At 64.5% G+C, this 19,875-nt stretch carries 18 protein-coding genes and 1 tRNA gene; 11 read left to right on the forward strand and 8 right to left on the reverse strand.

Features of this window, described 5'->3' with window-relative positions:
• Nucleotides 1-82: 82 nt before the first annotated feature.
• The 6 genes from AC1MCA_RS18535 to aceE form a co-directional block, all read right to left on the reverse strand.
• The gene (locus AC1MCA_RS18535; protein ID WP_479799761.1) at nucleotides 83-1,318 is read right to left on the reverse strand and encodes a beta-ketoacyl-[acyl-carrier-protein] synthase family protein; all 1,236 of its coding nucleotides are present in this window, start codon (nucleotides 1,316-1,318) and stop codon (nucleotides 83-85) included.
• Nucleotides 1,319-1,478: 160 nt separating this feature from the next.
• A complete protein-coding gene (locus tag AC1MCA_RS18540) occupies nucleotides 1,479-1,724 on the reverse strand; it encodes an acyl carrier protein (protein ID WP_009359314.1) in 246 nt (81 codons plus the stop codon).
• An 81-nt stretch (nucleotides 1,725-1,805) separates the two neighbouring features.
• Nucleotides 1,806-2,867: a beta-ketoacyl-ACP synthase III gene (locus tag AC1MCA_RS18545; protein ID WP_108597623.1), complete on the reverse strand. Its 1,062-nt coding sequence runs from the start codon at nucleotides 2,865-2,867 to the stop codon at nucleotides 1,806-1,808.
• Entirely contained in the window at nucleotides 2,864-3,793 is a 930-nt protein-coding gene (locus AC1MCA_RS18550) for an ACP S-malonyltransferase (protein ID WP_479799763.1), read from the reverse strand. Before AC1MCA_RS18550 ends, AC1MCA_RS18545 begins: the two co-directional genes overlap by 4 nt.
• Nucleotides 3,794-3,881: 88 nt before the next feature.
• The gene (locus AC1MCA_RS18555) at nucleotides 3,882-5,126 is read right to left on the reverse strand and encodes a PucR family transcriptional regulator (RefSeq protein ID WP_108597625.1); all 1,245 of its coding nucleotides are present in this window, start codon (nucleotides 5,124-5,126) and stop codon (nucleotides 3,882-3,884) included.
• Nucleotides 5,127-5,315: 189 nt separating this feature from the next.
• Nucleotides 5,316-8,084 (reverse strand): pyruvate dehydrogenase (acetyl-transferring), homodimeric type, encoded by a 2,769-nt coding sequence (aceE, locus tag AC1MCA_RS18560; RefSeq protein ID WP_181364990.1) that lies wholly within the window; start codon nucleotides 8,082-8,084, stop codon nucleotides 5,316-5,318.
• Nucleotides 8,085-8,481: 397 nt separating this feature from the next.
• Between aceE and AC1MCA_RS18565 the strand changes: the two genes are divergently transcribed.
• From AC1MCA_RS18565 to AC1MCA_RS18595, 7 genes are all read left to right on the forward strand, one after another.
• Nucleotides 8,482-8,901 (forward strand): DUF3052 domain-containing protein, encoded by a 420-nt coding sequence (locus tag AC1MCA_RS18565; RefSeq protein WP_108597628.1) that lies wholly within the window; start codon nucleotides 8,482-8,484, stop codon nucleotides 8,899-8,901.
• Nucleotides 8,898-9,392, forward strand: a complete 495-nt coding sequence (locus tag AC1MCA_RS18570) for a peroxiredoxin (protein WP_479799769.1) — start codon at nucleotides 8,898-8,900, stop codon at nucleotides 9,390-9,392. Before AC1MCA_RS18565 ends, AC1MCA_RS18570 begins: the two co-directional genes overlap by 4 nt.
• 6 nt (nucleotides 9,393-9,398) lie before the next feature.
• The gene (locus tag AC1MCA_RS18575) at nucleotides 9,399-10,319 is read left to right on the forward strand and encodes an NAD-dependent protein deacetylase (RefSeq protein WP_479799773.1); all 921 of its coding nucleotides are present in this window, start codon (nucleotides 9,399-9,401) and stop codon (nucleotides 10,317-10,319) included.
• A 104-nt stretch (nucleotides 10,320-10,423) separates the two neighbouring features.
• Nucleotides 10,424-10,499: transfer RNA gene (locus AC1MCA_RS18580), tRNA-Val, on the forward strand.
• Between the two features lie 127 nt (nucleotides 10,500-10,626).
• Nucleotides 10,627-10,917: a hypothetical protein gene (locus tag AC1MCA_RS18585; protein WP_479799775.1), complete on the forward strand. Its 291-nt coding sequence runs from the start codon at nucleotides 10,627-10,629 to the stop codon at nucleotides 10,915-10,917.
• Nucleotides 10,918-11,169: 252 nt separating this feature from the next.
• The gene (locus AC1MCA_RS18590; protein ID WP_479799778.1) at nucleotides 11,170-11,967 is read left to right on the forward strand and encodes an IclR family transcriptional regulator; all 798 of its coding nucleotides are present in this window, start codon (nucleotides 11,170-11,172) and stop codon (nucleotides 11,965-11,967) included.
• 178 nt (nucleotides 11,968-12,145) lie between these two features.
• Complete coding sequence (locus AC1MCA_RS18595) at nucleotides 12,146-13,495, forward strand: MFS transporter (protein WP_108599027.1); 1,350 nt, start codon at nucleotides 12,146-12,148, stop codon at nucleotides 13,493-13,495.
• 66 nt (nucleotides 13,496-13,561) lie between these two features.
• On the opposite strand, the gene AC1MCA_RS18600 is transcribed toward AC1MCA_RS18595, so the two are convergent.
• A complete protein-coding gene (locus tag AC1MCA_RS18600) occupies nucleotides 13,562-14,626 on the reverse strand; it encodes a D-2-hydroxyacid dehydrogenase (RefSeq protein ID WP_479799782.1) in 1,065 nt (354 codons plus the stop codon).
• Nucleotides 14,627-14,697: 71 nt separating this feature from the next.
• On the opposite strand from AC1MCA_RS18600, the gene AC1MCA_RS18605 reads away from it, so the two are divergent.
• From AC1MCA_RS18605 to AC1MCA_RS18615, 3 genes are read left to right on the forward strand one after another with little or no spacing between them, the layout of a single operon-like run.
• Complete coding sequence (locus AC1MCA_RS18605) at nucleotides 14,698-15,609, forward strand: NAD(P)-dependent oxidoreductase (protein ID WP_479799784.1); 912 nt, start codon at nucleotides 14,698-14,700, stop codon at nucleotides 15,607-15,609.
• A gap of 11 nt (nucleotides 15,610-15,620) precedes the next feature.
• On the forward strand, nucleotides 15,621-16,391 hold the full coding sequence (locus tag AC1MCA_RS18610; protein ID WP_479799786.1) for an SDR family oxidoreductase: 771 nt from the start codon (nucleotides 15,621-15,623) through the stop codon (nucleotides 16,389-16,391).
• On the forward strand, nucleotides 16,391-17,503 hold the full coding sequence (locus tag AC1MCA_RS18615) for an L-idonate 5-dehydrogenase (RefSeq protein ID WP_479799789.1): 1,113 nt from the start codon (nucleotides 16,391-16,393) through the stop codon (nucleotides 17,501-17,503). Before AC1MCA_RS18610 ends, AC1MCA_RS18615 begins: the two co-directional genes overlap by 1 nt.
• Here the strand turns inward: AC1MCA_RS18615 and AC1MCA_RS18620 are convergent.
• Nucleotides 17,500-18,228 (reverse strand): FadR/GntR family transcriptional regulator, encoded by a 729-nt coding sequence (locus AC1MCA_RS18620; protein ID WP_131682483.1) that lies wholly within the window; start codon nucleotides 18,226-18,228, stop codon nucleotides 17,500-17,502. The genes AC1MCA_RS18615 and AC1MCA_RS18620 overlap by 4 nt on opposite strands.
• 175 nt (nucleotides 18,229-18,403) lie before the next feature.
• On the opposite strand from AC1MCA_RS18620, the gene gndA reads away from it, so the two are divergent.
• Entirely contained in the window at nucleotides 18,404-19,840 is a 1,437-nt protein-coding gene (gene gndA / locus AC1MCA_RS18625; RefSeq protein WP_479799791.1) for an NADP-dependent phosphogluconate dehydrogenase, read from the forward strand.
• Nucleotides 19,841-19,875: the final 35 nt, after the last annotated feature.

A 19,875-nucleotide genomic window follows, 5' to 3' on the forward strand; every position in this document is an offset into this window, starting at 1 on the left:
TAGCAAGGTGCACAGACCGAAAGAGGCCCCGCCATCCGGGTTCAGATGGCGGGGCCTCCTTTTCGTGCGTGGTCCTGGACGGCTAGACGCTGCGGACCGCGATCACGGCGTTGTGGCCGCCGAAGCCGAAGGAGTTGCTCAGTGCCACGATGTCACCGGACGGCAGATCGCGGGCAGAGGTCACAACGTCGAGCGGGATTTCAGGGTCCTGGTTTTCGAGGTTGATTGTCACCGGCGCCTTGCGCTCGTAGACAGCCAGTACCGTAAGGACGGCCTCCACCGCACCGGAGGCACCCAGCAGGTGACCCATCTGCGACTTGGTGGCGGACACCGCTACGTTGTCGATGTGGTTCCCCAACGCCGCGCGGAGCGCCGTGTACTCGGGCTTGTCACCCACAGGTGTGGACGTGGCGTGCGCGTTGACGTGGACCACGTCCTCGGCCTGGATCCGGCCATCGAACATGGCTGCTTTCAGCGCGCGGGTGGCGCCAAGTCCCTGCGGGTCCGGGGCAGTGATGTGGTAAGCGTCCGCTGTCACGGAGGTGCCTGCAAGTTCGCCGTAGATGCGGGCGCCACGGGCCAGGGCGTGTTCCTCGGCTTCGAGGACCAGAGCACCTGCGCCTTCGCCCATGACGAAGCCGTCACGGCCAAGGTCGTAGGGCCGTGAGGCACCCTGGGGGTCGTCGTTGCGCCGCGACAGCGCCTGCATGGAGGCAAAGGCGGCCAGGGGCATCGGGTGGATGGCGGCTTCGGCGCCGCCGCACATGACAACGTCGGCCTTGCCGGAGCGGATCAGGTCCAGGCCCAGGTGCAGGGCCTCGGTTCCGGAAGCGCAGGCAGAAACGGGGGTGTGGGCTCCGGCGCGGGCACCAAGGTCAAGGCTGACGGCGGCAGCGACGCCGTTGGGCATCAGCATGGGCACGGTCATGGGAAGGACGCGGCGGGGGCCCTTTTCCTTCAGGGTGTCCCACGCATCCAGCAGCGTCCACACGCCGCCGATGCCGGTAGCGAAGGCTACGGCCAGGCGGTCGGGGTCGATCTCGGTGATGCCTGAATCGGCCCAGGCTTCGCGGGAGGCGATCACACCGAACTGGGTGGACGGATCCATCCGCTTGGCCTCGACCCGGCTCAGGACCGAGAGGGCGGGGGTGGTGCAGCGGGCGGCAAAGTGGACGGGGAGTTCGTACTTGGCTACCCAGTCGTCTTCCAGCGTGCGGGCACCGGAGACGCCCTTCAGGGCATTGCTCCACATGGTGGGAACGTCGCCGCCGATGGGCGTGGTGGCCCCCAGACCGGTAATGACTACTTTGCGTGTCATGGGATTGCTCTCTGTCGGTGGGCAGGCCATCTCCGGTAATCGCCGGCGGGGTCCCGCGTGTGGGCAGTTCAGTTGGCTGCCAGGAAATATGAGGGGGACTGCCGGCCCGGCCTGGGCACGGACCGGCAGTCCAGTCAGCCGTAAGTGGCTGGAGCCTTGGCTAGGCCTGGGCGCCGGCGATGAAGCTGACGGCGTCGCCTACGGTCTTGAGGTTTTTGACCTCTTCGTCCGGGATACGCACGCCGAACTTTTCTTCGGCGTTGACCACGATGGTCATCATGGAGATGGAGTCGATGTCCAGGTCCTCGGTGAAGGACTTGTCCAGCTCCACTGCCTCGGGGGCAAGGCCGGTTTCTTCGTTGACGATTTCAGCCAAGCCGGCCAGGATCTCTTCGTTGCTAGCCATTGATGGCTCCTTTTCTTGTTATTGCCGGCGGATGGTGCCGGAAACGGTTCAGCCCGCGGGTGCGGCCTGTGTGGGACGTTCCTAAGGAAGGACGATGACCTGGGCGCCAAAGACCAGCCCGGCGCCGAAGCCGATCTGGAGTGCGAGGCCGCCGCTGAGCTCGGGGTGTTCCTGAAGCAGGCGGTGGGTGGCCAGGGGGATTGAAGCTGCCGAGGTGTTGCCGGCCTCTGCGATGTCGCGGGCCACCAGGACGGATTCGGGAAGCTTGAGTTTCTTGACCATCTCGTCGATGATCCGCATGTTGGCCTGGTGCGGGATGAAGGCCGCGAGGTCTTCAGCCTTGACCCCGGCGGCCTCCAGGGCCTGTTGTGCCATCTTGGCCATCTCCCAGACTGCCCAGCGGAAGACGGTCTGCCCGTCCTGGCGCAGGGTGGGGTAGAGCTCCTGAGCCTCCTCCAGGAGGGCAAAGTCGCCGGATTCGTCGGACTGGCGGGCGGCCAGGCTCAGGTCGCGCACGTCCAGCATCGAGCGGGTCATGCCGATGGCGTCCCATTTGCTGCCGTCTGAACCCCAGACGGACGGCCCAATGCCGGGGGTGTCTGAAGGGCCGATGACTACCGCGCCCGCACCGTCGCCCAGCAGGAAGGAGATGGTGCGTTCCCGGTTGTCGATGACGTCGGAGAGCTTCTCCGCCCCGACCACCAGCACGTAGTCGGCTGTTCCGGAGCGGACCAGGGCGTCGGCCTGGGCGATCCCGTAGCAGTAGCCGGCGCAGGCGGCCGAGATGTCGAAAGCCGGTGCCGGCGTGGCCCCAATGCGATCAGCAAGGGCAGCAGCTGCCGACGGCGTGGCGTAAGGGTGGGTGACGGTGGAAACGATGACCGCGCCCAACTGCGAGGCGTCGATTCCGGCCTTCTGCAGGGCCTCACGGGCAGCGCCTTCGGCCATATCAACGACGCTGACATCGGCGGCGGCGCGGTGACGGGTGACGATGCCGGTCCGCTGTCGTATCCATTCATCGGAGGAATCGATCCACTGGCAGACGTCCTCGTTGGTGACGATGACATCCGGCCGGAAGGCACCAAGTCCAATGATGCGGCTGTAGGCATGCACCGGACGTTGGTTCAGCGTGGGAACGCTCATGCGTTTCCCTCCAATTCTGCAAAGAGTGCCAGCGCGGCCGTGAGGTCGTCCGGGGTTTTGACGGCAACTGTTTTGACTCCGGGCATGCCGCGCCTGGCAAGCCCTGCCAGCGTTCCGGCCGGGGCCAGTTCGATGACTCCGGTGACGCCGCGCTGGACCAATGTTTCCATGCATAGGTCCCAACGGACAGGCCTGGAGACCTGCGCAATGAGGCTTTCAACGGCGGCATCGCCGTCAATGACTTCCTGGCCGTCGAAGTTGGACAGCAACGGGACCAACGGCTTGTGCGGCTTGAGCTGCGGCTTCAGCGCCTCGAGGGCAGTCACAGCGGGGGACATATGCGACGTGTGAAAGGCTCCGGCCACCTTCAGCGGGATGACCCTGGCCTTGGCCGGCGGGTTCTCCGAGAGCGCTTTGAGCTGTTCGAAGGTCCCCGCGGCAACGGTCTGCCCGGCACCATTGACGTTGGCCGGTGTGGCGCCTGCGGCCTCGATGGCTGCCAGGACCTCTGCCGGGTCCCCGCCCACCACTGCACTCATACCGGTGGGCGTGACAGCAGCGGCTGCGGCCATGCTGTTGGCGCGTTCACGGACGAACGTCATGGCTTCGTGCTCGGTGAGCACTCCGGCCAAGGCGGAGGCGGTGATCTCGCCTACAGAGTGTCCGGCAAGGATCACCGGCAAGGTGGCCAGTTCGACGTCGAACAGTGACTTCGCGGCGACCAAGCCCGCGGCCACGATCAGGGGCTGCGCGACGGCGGTGTCCTTGATGGTTTCCTCATCCGAGGTGGTCCCATGCGCTGTCAGGTCGATGCCTGCGATCTCGCTGAGGGAGGCCAGTTGGCCTGCTACCGAAGGAAGTTCCAGCCAAGGGGCCAGAAAACCGGGGGTCTGTGAGCCCTGTCCAGGGCAGACTATTGCAAGCACGTATCCAGCTTTCCAAATTACTGTGTCATCAAGCGGTGTTTGTCTGCACCAAGCTCAAGGGGTCAGATTGTAGGAAGTCTACAACGACTCAGAGCTGGTTCCGCGCAGGATGACGCTCGGCGGGCGCTTTTGGCGGTGCTGAAAGCCGGCCGACAACGAGTGCCGCCTGCAGCACAAATGCCTCCCGGGGGAGGAGCGGATCCCAGCCGGTAACGTCACAGACTCTCTTGAGCCGGTACCTGACCGTGTTGGCATGCACGAAGAGTTCGCGGGCTGTTGCCTCGAGGGAGTGCCCCAGTTCAAGGTAGGTGCCCAGCGTCTCTACCAGCCCGTTGGAGGCAGCCACGAGGGGACGGTAGATGTTCTTGACCAGCGACCGGCGGGCCGCTTCGTCGCCGGAGATGACGCGTTCGGGCAGCAGGTCGTCGGCCGCCACCGGCCGGGGAGCGGAGGGCCAGGCCCGTGCCGCGGTGAGACCGGCGAAGGCGGACTGGGCTGATCCGCTGGCCTCCAGCAATGAACCCGCTTCCGCGCCGTACACCACGGGCCCGGGTGCGAACATTTCACTGAGCTTCAGGTAGGCGGTCTCTTTGTCCTTAAGGCCGCCCAGAATCAGGATCAGCCGGTCGCCCTGGATGCCCACCAGCGCGTCCTCGGCGTAGCGGCCCGCCATGCGCCGCAGTTCGCTGACGTAGCTGGCACTGGGCTCTGACGGCGAATTCCCCACCATGACAGTGAACCGTTCCTGGGCTTTCCACCCCAGTGCGGCGATTCTCGATCGCAGCGCGTCGGTGTTCTCCCCGCGCAGTATGGCGTCGACGATCAGGGCCTCAAGGCGGGTATCCCACGATCCCCGGGATTCGGCTGCCCGCGCATAGACATCCGCCGCAGCGAAGGCTACTTCCCGCGAGTACCGCAGCACCGCCTCCCGCAGTGCGGGCTGGTCTGCTTCGGGGGCGATGACCGGCACCTGGTCCTCCACCACTTCGACCACGATCCGGATGAGCTGGAGGGCCTTTTGCAGGCTGATGGAGCGGGTGAGTTCCGTGGGCGCAGTTCCGAAGACATCGGAGAGAATCCAGGAAGGCGAGCTGGGGCGTTCGTACCAGGTGACAAAAGCGGCTATGCCGTTCTGCGCCACCATACCGAGGGCCGAGCGTTCATCGGAGCTGAGGCGTGAATACCAGGGCAGCGATTTTTCCAGCTGGCGCAGCGTAGTGGTGGACAGCTGGCCTACACTCGCCCGGAGTTTCTTCAGGGTTTCGGTTTTCTCCGGCGTCATGCTGCGCGAGGACGGCTTGCGCTTCGCGGGTGCGGTGGTTGGCTCAGGCATCTTCTGAGCATACGGTGCCCGCCACGCAAGCTCCATTTGTGCAAAGGCTACAACCGGCTTGGATCTGGGTCACAGGGACCGCAGGACGCCGCATCCGGCCGTGCGCCCTGCAACACCGATTAACAACGACGGCGGCACTCACCTCTCAGTGAGTGCCGCCGTCGTCGTCATGCTCCTACAGGAGTCTGATCAGGACTCGCCGCCTGCGTTGCCGGTGGAACCGGCGTTGACATTGTGCAGGCGGTACTTCTCGATTGCCTTGGCCGGGGCCTGGGCATCCACTTCGCCACGACGTGCCAGCATCTCCAGGGACCGCACCACGATGGAGTGGATGTCGTTCTTGAAGAAGCGGCGGGCAGCCGCACGGGTGTCGGAGAAGCCGAAGCCGTCAGCGCCGAGCGAGGCGAACTCGTTCGGCACAAACTGACGGATCTGGTCCGGGACGGCCTTCATGTAGTCCGAGACTGCAACAACCGGGCCGGTGGCTCCGGCAAGCTGCTGGGTCACAAACGGAACACGTGCAGGCTGGCCGGGGTTGAGGAAGGCTTCTTCCTCGGCGGCCATGCCGTCGCGGCGGAGCTCGTTCCAGGACGTGACCGACCAGACGTCGGCCGAGACCCCCCAGTCGTCCGCCAGAAGCTGCTGCGCGCCGATGGCCCAGGGCACCGAGACTCCCGAGGCCAGGATCTGGGTCCGGGGACCGTCGATCTTCGCCGGGGCCACCAGGTAGATGCCCTTGAGTACGCCTTCAACATCCAGCTCTTCAGGTTCCGCCGGCTGGGTGATCGGCTCGTTGTAGACCGTGAGGTAGTACATGAGGTTCCGGTCCGTGGAGTCGGGCCCGTACATGCGCTCGATGCCGTCCCGGATGATGTGGCCCATTTCGTACCCGTAGGCGGGGTCGTAGGTGACCACGGCCGGGTTAGTGGACGCCAGGAGCGGTGAGTGGCCGTCAGCGTGCTGGAGCCCCTCGCCGGTCAGGGTGGTCCGTCCGGCCGTGGCTCCGATGATGAAGCCACGGGCCATCTGGTCACCGGCTGCCCAGAAGGCGTCACCGGTGCGCTGGAAGCCGAACATGGAGTAGAACACGTAGACCGGGATCAGCGGCACGCCGTGGGTGGCGTACGCGGTGCCCGCGGCGGTGAACGCCGCCACAGCGCCGGCTTCGTTGATACCCGGGTGGATCAGCTGACCCTGCGCGGACTCCTTGTAAGCGAGCACCAGGTCACGGTCCACGGACAGGTAGTTCTGGCCCTTGGGGTTGTAGATCTTGGCGGTCGGGAAGAACGCGTCCATGCCGAAGGTGCGGGCTTCATCGGGGATGATCGGCGCGATGTGCTTGCCGAAGTTCTTGTCCCGCATGAGGTCCTTGAGGAGCCGGACGAACGCCATGGTGGTGGCAGCCTGCTGCTTGCCGGAGCCGCGCTTGGCGACTTCGTAGGTCTTCGCGTCAGGCAGTGCGATGTCCTGGTGCTTGGAGCGGCGCTCCGGCACGGCGCCGCCGAGCTCGGCGCGGCGTTCCATCATGTACTTGATTTCAGGCGCGTCATTGCCGGGGTGGTAATACGGCGGCTGGTACAGGTCCTTTTCCAGCTGCTCGTCGGTGACGGGAATCCGCAGGTGGTCGCGGAACTTCTTCAGGTCGTCCAGCGTGAGCTTCTTCATCTGGTGCGTGGCGTTACGGCCCTCGAAGTGGGGACCGAGTCCGTAGCCCTTGACCGTCTTGGCCAGGATCACCGTGGGCTTGCCCTTGAATTCGGTGGCTGCCTTGTACGCGGCGTAAACCTTGCGGTAATCGTGGCCACCACGCTTGAGGTTCCAGATCTGGTCATCGCTCAGGTCGGCGACGAGGTCCTTGGTCTGGGGGTCCTTGCCGAAGAAATGCTCGCGGACGAACCCTCCGGACTCTGCCTTGTAGGTCTGGTAGTCGCCGTCGGGGGTTTCGTTCATGATCTTTACGAGCGAACCGTCGGAGTCCTTGGTGAGCAGGTCATCCCACTCGCGGCCCCAGACAACCTTGATGACGTTCCAGCCGGCGCCGCGGAAGAACGCTTCAAGTTCCTGCATGATCTTGCCGTTACCACGCACCGGCCCGTCCAGGCGCTGGAGGTTGCAGTTGATGACGAAGTTCAGGTTGTCCAGGTTCTCGTTTGCTGCGAGCTGGAGCAGGCCGCGGGACTCGGGCTCATCCATTTCGCCGTCACCAAGGAACGCCCAGACCTGCTGGTCAGAGGTGTCCTTGAGGCCGCGGTTGTGCAGGTACCGGTTGGACTGGGCCTGGTAGATCGCATTCATGGGACCGATGCCCATCGATACGGTCGGGAATTCCCAGAACTCGGGCATCAGCCGCGGGTGCGGGTAGGAGGACAGCGCGTGGCCCTCCTTGGACTTCTCCTGGCGGAATCCGTCCAGGTCCTCCTCGGAAAGGCGGCCTTCCATGAACGCGCGTGCATACATGCCGGGGGATGCGTGGCCCTGGAAGAAGACCTGGTCACCGCCGCCGGGGTGGTCCTTGCCGCGGAAGAAGTGGTTGAAGCCCACTTCATACAGGGTGGCGGCGCCGGCATAGGTGGAGATGTGCCCGCCCACCCCGATGTTCGCCTTCTGTGCGCGGTGCACCATGATCGCGGCGTTCCAGCGCATGTACGCCCGGTACCGGCGCTCGTATTCCTCGTTGCCGGGGAACGGCGCTTCCTGGTCCACGGGAATAGTGTTCACGTAGTCCGTGGTGGTCACCATCGGTACGCCCACGCTTTGCGCACCGGCGCGCTGCAGAAGGCTCCGCATGATGTATTGGGCACGTTCCGTGCCTTGTTCCCTGATCAGTGCATCCAGGGACTCAACCCATTCAGCGGTCTCTTCCGGATCACGATCAGGCAGCTGGTTAGTCAACCCGCTGAGGATATGGGAGGTATCTTCTCCTGCAGCCACGTCCAACCTCTCTTTGCGCGCATGCATCGGCGCACTCAGGCCGGGCAGGGTAGCTGTCCGGCGTAAACGCGACGTGTGCGACGTATCGGTTACAACAGCCCGGTCATGTGCGCCGGGCAGGGTCCTAGCACGCCTATGTCTGCACTGAATTCCAGGGCGGTCGCCCCGCAGGCATAGTTGTCACAGCCACTCTAGCTGTGACTTCAGCGCGATGCGTAGCCGCGTCCGTGGCACCGCCGTTGTATTTCGCGGTCATACTGGTTGTGTGACGAAACCCTTGGGCATGCAGGGTGGCGGCACCGGATGTGACGCAGAATATGGCGGATCGCGGTGGCGTCAGCTTGAAGCGCAGGCTCAAAGGGTGTTGGCTTGGAGTAATGGAAATCACTATGCGTATTGCATGTATTAGGCATTGGAGGAACACGTGAGCGAGGCCGACGCCGCCACTTCGGTAAATGTGGCGGAAAAATTGGGTTTCAAAAGTGGGGATCTGATTCAGGAGTTCGGTTACGACGACGACGTCGATTTCGACTTGCGTGATGATATCGAGGACCTGACCGGGTCCGAACTCCTGGACGAGGACGACCACGACGTCGTTGACGCCGTCATCTTCTGGTGGCGCGACGGCGATGGTGACCTGGTCGATACGCTCATGGATTCGCTGACAACACTGAGTGAAAACGGTGTTGTCTGGGTGCTGACCCCGAAGTCCGGCAGGTCCGGCTACGTTTCTCCAGCGGAAATACAGGAAGCGGCGCCCACAGCCGGCCTTCACCTCACCACTTCCGCCGGCGTCTCCAAAGACTGGAGCGCCACCCGGTTGGTGAGCAGGAAGAACAAGTGACGCAAACTCTGTCGACTGCCGGTGTGTCTGTGCCGGTGGTAGGGGAGGCCGCACCGGATTTCGAGTTGGCAAACCAGTTCGGTGAGCCGGTCAGGCTGTCGTCGTTCCGCGGACAGAATGTGGTGCTGGTCTTTTACCCGTTCGCCTTCTCCGGTATCTGCACCGGGGAACTGTGCGAGATCAGGGACAACCTTTCAGTGTTCGAGGACCTTGGGGCCACTGTCCTGGGTGTCTCTGTCGACAGCAAGTTCAGCCTCCGGGCGTACGCCGAGAAGGAAGGCTACGGTTTCGACCTCCTTGCCGACTTCTGGCCGCATGGGGCTGTCGCCGAGGCGTACGGTGTCTTCGACCCGGAGAGCGGGATGGCCCGGCGGGGGAGCTTCATCATCGACGCCGTTGGCACCATCCGCTATGTGGTGGTGAATCCGCGTGGCCAGGCCCGCGAACTCTCCGAATACCGCAAGGTGCTGGCGGGCCTGGAACAGGCCTGACCTGACATGGAACAGCAGCGGCGCGGCATCGGCCTGACGGGCTTTGCCAGCCTGCCCGCAGCTGACCCTGCGCCGCTGTCCGATGGCCATCTGGAAGACCTGGAGCGGATCCGGGATCTGCTGGCCGGCAAACCCCTGGCACTGCTGACCGGCGCGGGACTGAGCACGGATTCGGGAATTCCGGACTATCGGGGCCCGGACTCAGTGCCAAGGTCACCCATGACGTATCAGGAGTTTGTGCGTGACGCCGCCAACCGCCAGCGCTACTGGGCACGGAACCACATCGGCTGGTCCCACCTTCGGAGGGCGGATCCCAATCCGGGCCACCGCGCAGCTGCAGAGCTGGAGCAGCGCGGACTGCTCACCGGCCTCATCACCCAGAACGTGGACAGGCTGCATGAGGACGCCGGCAGCCTGAACGTCATTGACCTCCATGGCCGCTATGACCAGGTGGTGTGCCTGGACTGCGGACGGACCTACAGCAGACGCTTCGTGGCAGGAATGCTTGAAGAGCTGAATCCCGGATTCCTGGAGCGTGCCACTGCGTCGGCCCTGGTAGAGATGGCCCCTGATGCGGACTCGACAGTTGAGGACGCCGATCTCATCAGCAGCTTTGTCGTAGCAGTCTGCCCTGCCTGCGGCGGAAGGTTGAAGCCCGATTTTGTCTACTTCGGGGAGAATGTGCCCAAGGACCGTGTGGAAGCCGCTTACGCTGCCGTGGACGCCGCTGCGGCGCTCCTGGTGGCCGGCTCGTCACTGACGGTGATGAGCGGGCTGCGGTTCGTCCGGCATGCTGCAAAGAACGGGAAGCCGGTGGTGATCATCAACAGGGGTGAGACCCGTGGCGACCAGCACGCCGCCATCAAGCTCCATGCCGGCGTCAGCGAGGCACTGACCTGGCTCGCCGCCGAACTGCCCGGTCTCTGACTCCGCCCGGCTGCCCTGATGGCGCCGATTGGCTTTTGTTCCTGCTGGTCAGGTAGAGTTTATGTTCGTTGGTTGACGTGCTGCGGCGCGGAAATCGGCTGTTTGGGTCTTTAGCTCAGCTGGTAGAGCGCCACGTTTACACCGTGGATGTCATCGGTTCGATCCCGGTAGGACCCACCAATAAAACCCCGTTGTTCCAGGCCCGTGAGGCCAGGAACAACGGGGTTTTCCTGTATCCGGCCACTCCTTGCCGTGGTGACAAGGCCCGCCACCGTAATTGTCGGTGCCGGTACCTACAGTTCCTGCTATGGATTATGTGCAGGTGCAAATGTCGCAGGAAGGCATCCCGGTGACGGTGCTGTGTGAGGGCCGGGAGTGGGCTGTCGGCGCCGAAGCGGTGCGGTGGTTCGAGCGGGTGAGCTGGTGGGAAGCACAGCGCCGAATGCCCAAGGGGCTGGGCCGGGTGGACGTCGAGGTGATGCAGATCCAGGTGAGGCTGGGGCGCAATCCGCAGTCCGCCCTGACCACAATGATCCTGGAGCGTGACGGACTGGGAGGGGGCTGGCGGCGACGGGAATCCCTTGCCGGCGCCGCCTAGAATGCCCGGGTTTTTGGGCATTGGAAAACCCTCCACCGCGACTATTGGGGGATGCCGCGGTGGAGGGCCTGAGATGAATATACCGTGAACTTCCGGAAACAAAAAACGGTACGGAGTTATTGAGGTGTATTGGCCTGATTGGCGCGCGGGATGACGGAGCCGGGTCTGCTCCAAGCCATTATGATGGTTACTGTTCAGCTGAATGAACAAGCAAGTAACTTGAGCGCCTCGCGTGCCGATCAAAGGAGAATCATGGCCGATTCCCGCACCTCCCGTCCCTCTGAGGGTCTGGGGAGCACGTCTCCGGCACCTGCCGTCACGCGCGCTGCCGCAGTCATGGACGCACTGGCAGCCTCCGCCACCGGGAGGCTGACGCTCAGTGACCTTGCCCGCGAGCTGGGGATCCCCAAATCGTCCACCTCCAACCTTTTGCTGGCTCTCGAAGAAGCCCGGCTGATCAGCCGCCAGGGCGCGGAGTTCACGCTGGGACGCAAGCTGGTGGAACTGGGCGCGGCATATCTGAGCCGGCTCGACGAAGTCCAGGAGTTCTACCGCTTCTGCGAGCAGGCACCTACTCTGTCCGGGGAAACCGTCCGCATAGCCATGCTTGATGGCACCAATGTCATCTACCTCGCCCGTTACGAAGGCCACCCGGCGGTCCGCCTGACCTCGAACATCGGGGACAAGATGCCGGTCTCGCTGTGCGCCGTGGGCAAGGCCCTGATTGCCCGGCTCCACGATCATGACATCGACGTCATGTTTCCTGATGACGTCCAGCTGCCGGTACTGACGCCCAAGTCACTGCGAACCGGCGCTGAGCTCAAGGCCCAACTGCAGACCATCAGGGAGCAGGGATACGCCTTCGAGGATGAGGAGTCCACAACGGGCGTGGTGTGCCTGGCCGTCTCCGTACCAACCCGCGGCGCGCATGGCCCGAGTCTTGGCTTGTCCGTGACCGCACTCAAGGCAACCTACTCCGCCGAGCAGGGCTCCCAGATGGTCAAGGAACTGAATGAACTGGCAAGGTCGCTGGGCAACCCCATGGGCTGATCAAGGCTGTGGTGGCCGCCCTGGCAACCGACTTAAGCCCAGGTAGGAAAAATCATTCCGGTCCATTTGCCAAGTGTTCAACTTGCTGTACTCTGTTCAATATAGTGATCGACGCCACGGGTGTCCTTGCTATCCCACCAGGCCAACGGGGGCCTGGAGTGTTTTTGAGGGAGTTCTTGTGACAACTCGTACTAAATCACCGCAGGCAGACCTGGATGGCGCCGTCGTCGATCCTGACCAGCTGCGAAGGGCAACACTTGCCAGCTCTGTAGGCTCCGCTCTGGAGTACTACGACTTCTATATTTACGGGCTGGCCTCAGCCCTCATCTTCGGCCCGCTCTTCTTCTCGCCGCTGGGCGAAAGCGGCGCAGTGATCGCATCCTTCGCCACTTATGGAGTGGGCTTCGCCGCTCGCCCGTTCGGCGGAGTGGTCTTCGGCTACATCGGCGACCGGTTCGGCCGGAAAATGGTCCTGATCCTGACCATCGGCCTGATGGGTATGGCCAGCTTCGCCATCGGACTCCTGCCCACCTTTGAGCAGGCCGGCATGCTGGGAGCCGTACTCCTCGTGGCGTTGCGGATCCTCCAGGGCCTCGGTGCCGGCGCCGAACAGGCAGGTGCCACCACCCTGATTTCAGAGGTGGCCCCGCGCCGCCGCCGCGGTTTCTTCGCTGCGCTGCCGTTCGTCGGAATCCAGCTGGGCACGCTGCTGGGCGCGGGCACCTTTGCCCTGATGGCACTGGCAGATAAGGAAGTCCTGCAGGGCTGGCTGTGGCGGGTTCCGTTCCTGGCCAGCTTCATCCTGATTGTCATCGCCGTCTTCATCCGGCTCCGGCTCAAGGAAACGCCTGTCTTCCAGGAACTGGAAAAGCACAAGGCCGTGGCCAAGAATCCGGTGGGACACATCTGGAAGCACTCCAAGAAGAACGTGCTCATCGGCATCGGCCTCCGCATGGGTGAAAACGGCAACTCGTCCATCTACTCCGCGCTCCTGGTTTCCTTCATCAGCCTGCCCGCCGGTGTTTTTGCCGGCGACAAGTTCATCGGCCCCACAGGCCTGCTCATCGCCGCCGGGTTTGCTGCAGTCATGGTGGTGACCTTCGGTGCACTGTCCGACCGCTTCGGCCGGGTTCCGGTGTACCGCTACGGCGCTCTCTTCCAGGCCGTCATCGCCTTGCCGGCCTTCTACCTGGTCACTTTGGGCAATGTCACCCTGGTTTGGGTGGTCATGGTGGTGGGCATCTCCCTGGGTGTGCAGTCCATGCTTGGGCCCCAGTGCGCCCTGCTGCCGGAACTCTTTGGCGCCCAGCACCGCTTTACCGGTGTGGCGCTGAGCCGCGAGCTCTCTGCTGTCATGGCCGGCGGGTTCGCTCCGATGATCGGCGTGGCGCTGCTGGCAGCCACCGGCCATTCCTGGCTGGTCCCGGCCATCTACTCCCTGGTCCTGGCGCTGATCTCGTTCGGCACCACCTTCTTTACCCCCGAAACGGTGGGCCGGGACCTGGTCCTGGTGGAGGACGCAAGCTAAAATACCTGCATGCAAAGAAGGCGGCTTTCCCATAGTGGGAAGGCCGCCTTCTCGGGTTTCGACAGGTCAGTAGAAATGGACCGGGTCCACCAGGTGGGGGAGGTCGCCGCCGTCGAGGAACGTGCGGAGGTTACTGCAGAAGCGCTCTGAGATCAGGCGGTTCTCGGCCGCGCTGAGGGCCGATGTATGCGGTGAGACCATAACCCTGGGATGAGCCCACAGCGGGCTGTCCTGGGGGAGCGGCTCCACTGCAAAAACATCGAGGCACGCGTAGGACACCTGGCCGTTGTTAAGGGCCTCGAGCAGGGCGTCCTCATCCACAACAGTGCCCCGGCCGACGTTCACGAATACGGTCCAGGGTTTCATTGCCGCAAAGACTTCCCGGCTGAACAGCTTCTCCGTATAGGGCGTACCGGGCAGGGTGTTCACCACGGCATCAGCGGTGGCGAGGAGCCCGGCGAGGCCGTCATTGTCCGAAACCTCTTCGATTCCCTCGATCGGCTCCACTGTCCGCTTTGTCCCGCTGACCTTCATGCCCAGGGCGCGGGCGATGCGGGCCGCCTCCAGGCCGATTTCGCCGAGGCCGGTGACCACCAGGGTGGAGCCGCTGACCAGCCGGGTAGGTGTCCGCAGTTCGGGCCATACCTTGGCGGCCTGGTCCTGGGCCAACTCGGCACTCCGCTTGAAGCCGTTAAGGATCCCCAGCGCGGCAAACTCCGCCAGGGGCAGCGCATGGACGCCGGCGGATGTGGTGACGCGGAATTTACTGAGGGTTTCCTGGTCCAGGCCGGATGCCTTGACGGCACCCCCGGCCCCGGCGGCCATGGCGTGTACCCACTGAAGCCGCGGATTCTCGCGGGCTATGCGGGCCAGGCCTGCGGGGCTTTCGTTAGGCAGGCCGTAGAGGACCTCCGCGCGGTTGAGCATGGCCCAATACCGCTCTTCCTGCCCGGGCGTGCGCTTGAATCCGGGGTCTCCGGAATGGTCGGCCGGGAAACGTTCGGGGGGAAGCAGGTCTGGCTCATAGAGGACGGTCACGGACGGATCTACGGCGCGGATGCGGTCCACCAGCTCAGCTTCGAGCGGGACGGCGATCGCGACAATGGTTTCGGTCGTCATAGTGTTCATCATACTGAATAGAGGCTAGGATATTGGACAGATTTCCCTTCATTAACCACACAACGATGTGAGTCGAGGCGACCATGAATGAACAAAGAGCGGGCTTTGTGGGCCTGGGCCTCATGGGCCTGCCCATGGCGAAGAATCTGCTTCGGGCCGGGTGGAATGTCTCGGCGTGGAACCGTTCACCCGGGCCGGTTGAGGACCTCCAGGGTGCTGGTGGCAGCAAAGCACCAGATGTTGCCTCTCTGCGGGACTTCCCGGTCATTGCCTTTATGCTCCCCGATCTTCCGTTCATCGAGGAGGCCGCGTCCGGCCTGCTGGCGAGCTGGGTTGAGACGCCACCGGCGGCCGGCACGGCCGTAGTGGTCATGAGTTCCGTATCGCCCGAAGCGGTCCGGGCCTTCGGACAGCGGGTGCACGAGGCGAGCCGCGGCCACGCCGCCGTCGTGGACGCGCCCGTCAGTGGCGGAACCAAGGGCGCAGCCGAGGGCACACTGGCCATCATGGCCGGCGGCGCAGCCGAGGACTTTGGACGGCTCGAAGCGTTCTTCGGAGCAATGGGAACCACGGTGAGGCACATGGGCCCGCTGGGGTCAGGGTCGCTGGCCAAGGCGTGCAACCAGCTCCTTGTGGGAACCACGACGGCGGCGCTCGCGGAGGCGGCCGAGCTCGCCGAGCGTTCGGGCATGGATCCGGCGGCTTTGTTCGAAGTCCTCGCCGGCGGCCTGGCTGGAAGCCGCGTCCTGGACCTCGTGGGTCCGCGCCTCGTCCGGAAGGACTACACCCCCACGGGACCTGCCAGGTTCATGCACAAGGACCTTTCCTTTGTCCTTGAAGCCGCGCAGGCAGCCGGTGCCACCGTGCCGATGGCGGCAGCCGGCGTGGAACTCTACGCGGAACTGAAGCGTCAAGGACTGGGGGACCTCGACCTGGCCGCGGTCCGGCAAACCATCTCCAATCTGAGTGACCAACCCACCACCAAGACCAACTGAGGAAAGACACGATGACTTCACTTTTTGATTTGTCCGGGCGGGTTGCGTTGGTGACTGGTTCGAGCCGGGGGATTGGTAATGCGTTGGCGCGGGCGTTGGCCGAGGCCGGGGCGACGGTGGTGTTGAACGGTATCAATGCGGAGCGGTTGAAGGCTGCGGAGGTGGTGTTGGCGGCTGATTTTGCGCCCGGCCGGGTCCATAGCGTCGCGTTTGATGTCACTTCCGATGCGGAGGCGGCGCGTGGGGTTGCGTGGGTGGAGGAGCATGTGGGGCCGTTGGAGATCCTGGTGAACAATGCCGGGATCCAGCACCGGGTGCCGATGCTGGAGCTGGACGTTAAGGATTGGGAGCGGGTGATCTCCACTGACCTGACCAGCGCGTTCCTGGTGGGGAGGGAGGCTGCCCGGCACATGATCCCGCGCGGGCACGGGAAGATCATCAATATCTGTTCGGTCCAGACGGACCTGGCCCGTCCCACGATCGCCCCGTATGTTGCGGCGAAGGGCGGGCTGCGGAACCTGACCCGGGCGATGACGGCTGAGTGGGCCGGGTCCGGTTTGCAGATCAACGGGATCGCGCCGGGGTATATCCATACCGAGATGACGCAGAACCTGGTGGATGATGAGCAGTTCAATTCCTGGATCCTGGGCCGGACCCCGGCGCACCGGTGGGGGACCGTGCAGGACCTGGCCGGCCCGGCGGTGTGGCTGGCCTCGGACGGTTCGGACTTCGTGAACGGGCAGACCATTTTCATCGACGGCGGCATGACGGTGGTCGTCTGATGCGCACCGAAGGAGCTCTAACACGGGACAACGGAGACGACGTGCTGCCGGTATCGGGTCCGGCGGTGGTGGCCCATGCTGCCAACGACCTCCGGATCGATGAGCTGACCCTCGCTACTCCGGCCCCGGACCAGGCCGTGGTGGAGGTCCGGTACGGCGGGATCTGCGGTTCGGACCTGCATTACTGGCTCCATGGTGCGGCGGGGGAATCGGTCCTGAAGGCGCCGCTGGTGCTCGGGCATGAGATTTCCGGGACCGTGGTCCGGGCCGCCGCGGACGGGACCGGCCCGGCCGCGGGCACGCCGGTGGCGGTCCACCCGGCCACCCCCGGTCCGGGCACCGGCGCCGCGGCGGGCGTGCGGTATCCGGCGGACCGGCCCAACCTCTCCCCGGGCTGCACCTACCTGGGCAGCGCGGCCCGCTACCCGCATACCGACGGGGCGTTCGCCCGGTACGTGAACCTGCCGGCCCGGATGCTCCGGGCCCTGCCCGCGGGCCTGGACCTGCGGACCGCAGTGTTGATCGAACCCGCCGCGGTTGCCTGGCACGCCGTGTCCCGGGCCGGGGACGTGAAAGGCAAAACCGTGCTGGTGATCGGCTCCGGCCCGATCGGTGCCCTGGCCGTCGCGGTCCTCAAACGAGCCGGCGCGGCCCATATCACCGCCGTCGACATGCACCCGCGGCCGCTGGAGATCGCCACGGCCGTCGGGGCTGACGCGGTGATCACCGCCGGGGATGAGGCGGCGATCGCGGCCGTGCAGGCCGACGTCGTGATTGAATCCTCCGGCAACCACCACGGCCTGGCCTCCGCCATCCAGGGCGCCGCCCGCGGCGGGACCGTGATCATGGTCGGTCTGCTGCCCAGCGGACCCCAACCGGTCCTGATCTCCCTGGCCATCACCCGCGAACTGGACCTGAAAGGCTCCTTCCGCTTCAACGACGAAATCGACGACGTCATCACCGCCCTCACCGACGGTTCGTTGCACATAGCACCGGTCATCACCCACGAATACCCCGCGGAACAAGCACTCGAAGCCTTCGCCGTCGCCCGCAACTCCGCCGAATCCGGCAAAGTCCTGCTTGATTTCCGGCCGGCCGTTTCCGGTGCTTAGTTCCTGCGGACGGGGATGAAGACCCGCGGCTGATCCGTCCAGGTACCGGACATCCGCGTCATCGTGCGCCGCATGATCCGCTCGGAGGCCTCCCTCGCAGCAGGGGCGTCGCCCGCGGCCACTGCTTCGGCGAGGTCAACGTGCCACTGCAGCGCGCCCTCGTGCGGGTGGTCCGGCATCAGGCCATGGACCGTGCGTCCGGTCAGGGTTTCCGCCACCTGCCCCATCAGGTTGGCGAACATCTCGTTGCCGGACCCTGACAACAGGACCGAGTGGAACGCTATGTCCAGGTCAAGGAACCGCGGCACGTCGCCGTCGTGCCCTGCGTCGCGCAGGGCGTGGGCGATATCCACCAATTCCCGGCGCAGTGGCGCGGGGGCATTCCTGGCGGCCAGTTCCGCGGCTGCGGGCTCGACGGCGGAGCGGAGTTCCGCCAGTGACCGCAACTGTGCGCCGCGGCCTTCGCTGGACAGCCTCCAGCGGATGACCTGGGGATCAAAGGGGTTCCACCGGCTCGGCGGCAGCACCCGGATGCCCACCCGCTTGATGGTTTCCACCAGGCCCAGCGACTGGAGAACGCGCACGGCTTCGCGTACCACGGAACGGGAAACCCGCAGCTCTTCTTCGAGGTGCTCGGCCAGCATGACGTGACCGGTGGGCAGGTCGCCCGTAATGATCCGGGTGCCAAGATTTTCAATGGCACGGTGATGCAGGCTGGTCGACATGGTGTCAAGCCTAGACTGGGAAACGGCTGGCCGCGTTTCATAGAGTGGGCCCCGCTTTCCCGAAGCCGATTGAATATATATGCTTTATTCGGACCCTGTGGTTCGTGCCAGCCTGCTTCGCCATGAATGCGGAGTCACCTGCACATCCATTGCACACAATGAATTGGAGTTTTTGATGTCTGCACACATCGGTGTCACCGGCCTAGCAGTAATGGGCGCCAACCTTGCCCGCAACCTTGCCCGTAACGGTTTTACGGTCGCCCTGCACAACAGGTCGGTGGAAAAGACTGATGCACTTCTCGAAAAGCACGGCACGGACGGCGACTTCGTCCGCACCGAAACCCTGCAGGAACTGGTGGACTCGCTGGAGAAGCCGCGCCGTGTCCTGATCATGGTCAAGGCCGGCAAGCCCGTGGACTCGGTCATCGAGCAGCTGGAACCGCTGCTGGAAGCCGGCGACATCATCATCGACGCCGGAAACTCCCACTACGAGGACACCCGCCGCCGCGAAGCAGCCCTGGCCAAGAAGGATCTGCACTTCGTCGGCATCGGAGTCTCCGGCGGTGAGGAAGGCGCCCTCAACGGCCCGTCCATTATGCCCGGCGGGTCCAAGGAATCCTATGAAGCCCTCGGCCCGCTGCTGGAGAAGATCGCCGCGCACGTAGACGGCCAGCCCTGCTGTGCCTGGATCGGCACCGACGGCGCCGGACACTTCGTCAAGATGGTCCACAACGGCATCGAATACGCCGACATGCAGGTCATCGGCGAAGCGTTTGACCTCCTGCGCTCCGGGGCGGGCATTGAGCCGGCAGACCAGGCCAAGATCTTCGAAGAGTGGAACAAGGGCGATCTCGCCTCCTTCCTCATCGAAATCTCCGCCCAGGTGCTCGGCCATGTGGACGCCAAGACGGGCAAGCCGTTCGTCGACGTCGTGGTGGACGCCGCAGGCCAGAAGGGCACCGGCCGCTGGACGGTCATCTCCGCCCTGGAACTGGGTTCGCCGGTCTCCGGCATCGCGGAGTCCGTCTTCGCCCGCGCCCTGTCCTCGCAGGCAGAACAGCGCAAGCTCGGCCAGGAACTGCTTGCCGGTGAGGAAGTCGCCGTCGAGGTTCCGGAAACGTTCGTCGAAGACGTCCGCCAGGCGCTGTACGCCTCCAAGCTGGTCTCTTACGCCCAGGGACTGGACATGCTGACCTCTGCGGCCACGGAATACGGCTGGGATCTGAAGCTGGACGAGATCGCCTCCCTCTGGCGCGGCGGCTGCATCATCCGTGCCGAGCTCCTGAAGGACATCACCAAGGCTTACGCGGCGGAGGACAAGCCTGCCAACCTGCTGTTTGCCCCGGCCTTCACCAAAGCGATCGCCGATGTTCTGCCTGCCTGGCGCCGTGTGGTTTCCACCGCTGTCCAGCTGGGTATTCCCGTGCCCGTGTTCTCCTCTTCGCTGGCCTACTACGACGGCCTGCGCCGCAAGCGCCTGCCGGCCGCAGTGATCCAGGGCCAGCGCGACCTCTTTGGTGCCCACACCTACGGCCGTGTCGATGCCGAGGGCACGTTCCACACCCTCTGGGGCGATGACAAGTCCGAAATCGAAGCCGTGGATACCCACTAGGCGCCACCCACCACAAAACTGCATCACGCTGCGAA

The sequence above is a fragment of the Arthrobacter sp. BK1 genome (assembly GCF_056680055.1).

What these genes read in the sequence shown, in the direction of transcription:
- AC1MCA_RS18545 (WP_108597623.1), bottom strand. Translation starts at nt 2,867, where the DNA reads ATGAGCGTTCCCACGCTGAACCAACGTCCGGTGCATGCCTACAGCCGC.
- AC1MCA_RS18535 (WP_479799761.1), bottom strand. Translation starts at nt 1,318, where the DNA reads ATGACACGCAAAGTAGTCATTACCGGTCTGGGGGCCACCACGCCCATC.
- gndA (WP_479799791.1), top strand. Translation starts at nt 18,404, where the DNA reads ATGTCTGCACACATCGGTGTCACCGGCCTAGCAGTAATGGGCGCCAAC.
- AC1MCA_RS18555 (WP_108597625.1), bottom strand. Translation starts at nt 5,126, where the DNA reads ATGCCTGAGCCAACCACCGCACCCGCGAAGCGCAAGCCGTCCTCGCGC.
- AC1MCA_RS18585 (WP_479799775.1), top strand. Translation starts at nt 10,627, where the DNA reads ATGGATTATGTGCAGGTGCAAATGTCGCAGGAAGGCATCCCGGTGACG.
- aceE (WP_181364990.1), bottom strand. Translation starts at nt 8,084, where the DNA reads ATGCATGCGCGCAAAGAGAGGTTGGACGTGGCTGCAGGAGAAGATACC.
- AC1MCA_RS18590 (WP_479799778.1), top strand. Translation starts at nt 11,170, where the DNA reads ATGGCCGATTCCCGCACCTCCCGTCCCTCTGAGGGTCTGGGGAGCACG.
- AC1MCA_RS18610 (WP_479799786.1), top strand. Translation starts at nt 15,621, where the DNA reads ATGACTTCACTTTTTGATTTGTCCGGGCGGGTTGCGTTGGTGACTGGT.
- AC1MCA_RS18605 (WP_479799784.1), top strand. Translation starts at nt 14,698, where the DNA reads ATGAATGAACAAAGAGCGGGCTTTGTGGGCCTGGGCCTCATGGGCCTG.
- AC1MCA_RS18620 (WP_131682483.1), bottom strand. Translation starts at nt 18,228, where the DNA reads ATGTCGACCAGCCTGCATCACCGTGCCATTGAAAATCTTGGCACCCGG.
- AC1MCA_RS18615 (WP_479799789.1), top strand. Translation starts at nt 16,391, where the DNA reads ATGCGCACCGAAGGAGCTCTAACACGGGACAACGGAGACGACGTGCTG.
- AC1MCA_RS18540 (WP_009359314.1), bottom strand. Translation starts at nt 1,724, where the DNA reads ATGGCTAGCAACGAAGAGATCCTGGCCGGCTTGGCTGAAATCGTCAAC.
- AC1MCA_RS18575 (WP_479799773.1), top strand. Translation starts at nt 9,399, where the DNA reads ATGGAACAGCAGCGGCGCGGCATCGGCCTGACGGGCTTTGCCAGCCTG.
- AC1MCA_RS18600 (WP_479799782.1), bottom strand. Translation starts at nt 14,626, where the DNA reads ATGATGAACACTATGACGACCGAAACCATTGTCGCGATCGCCGTCCCG.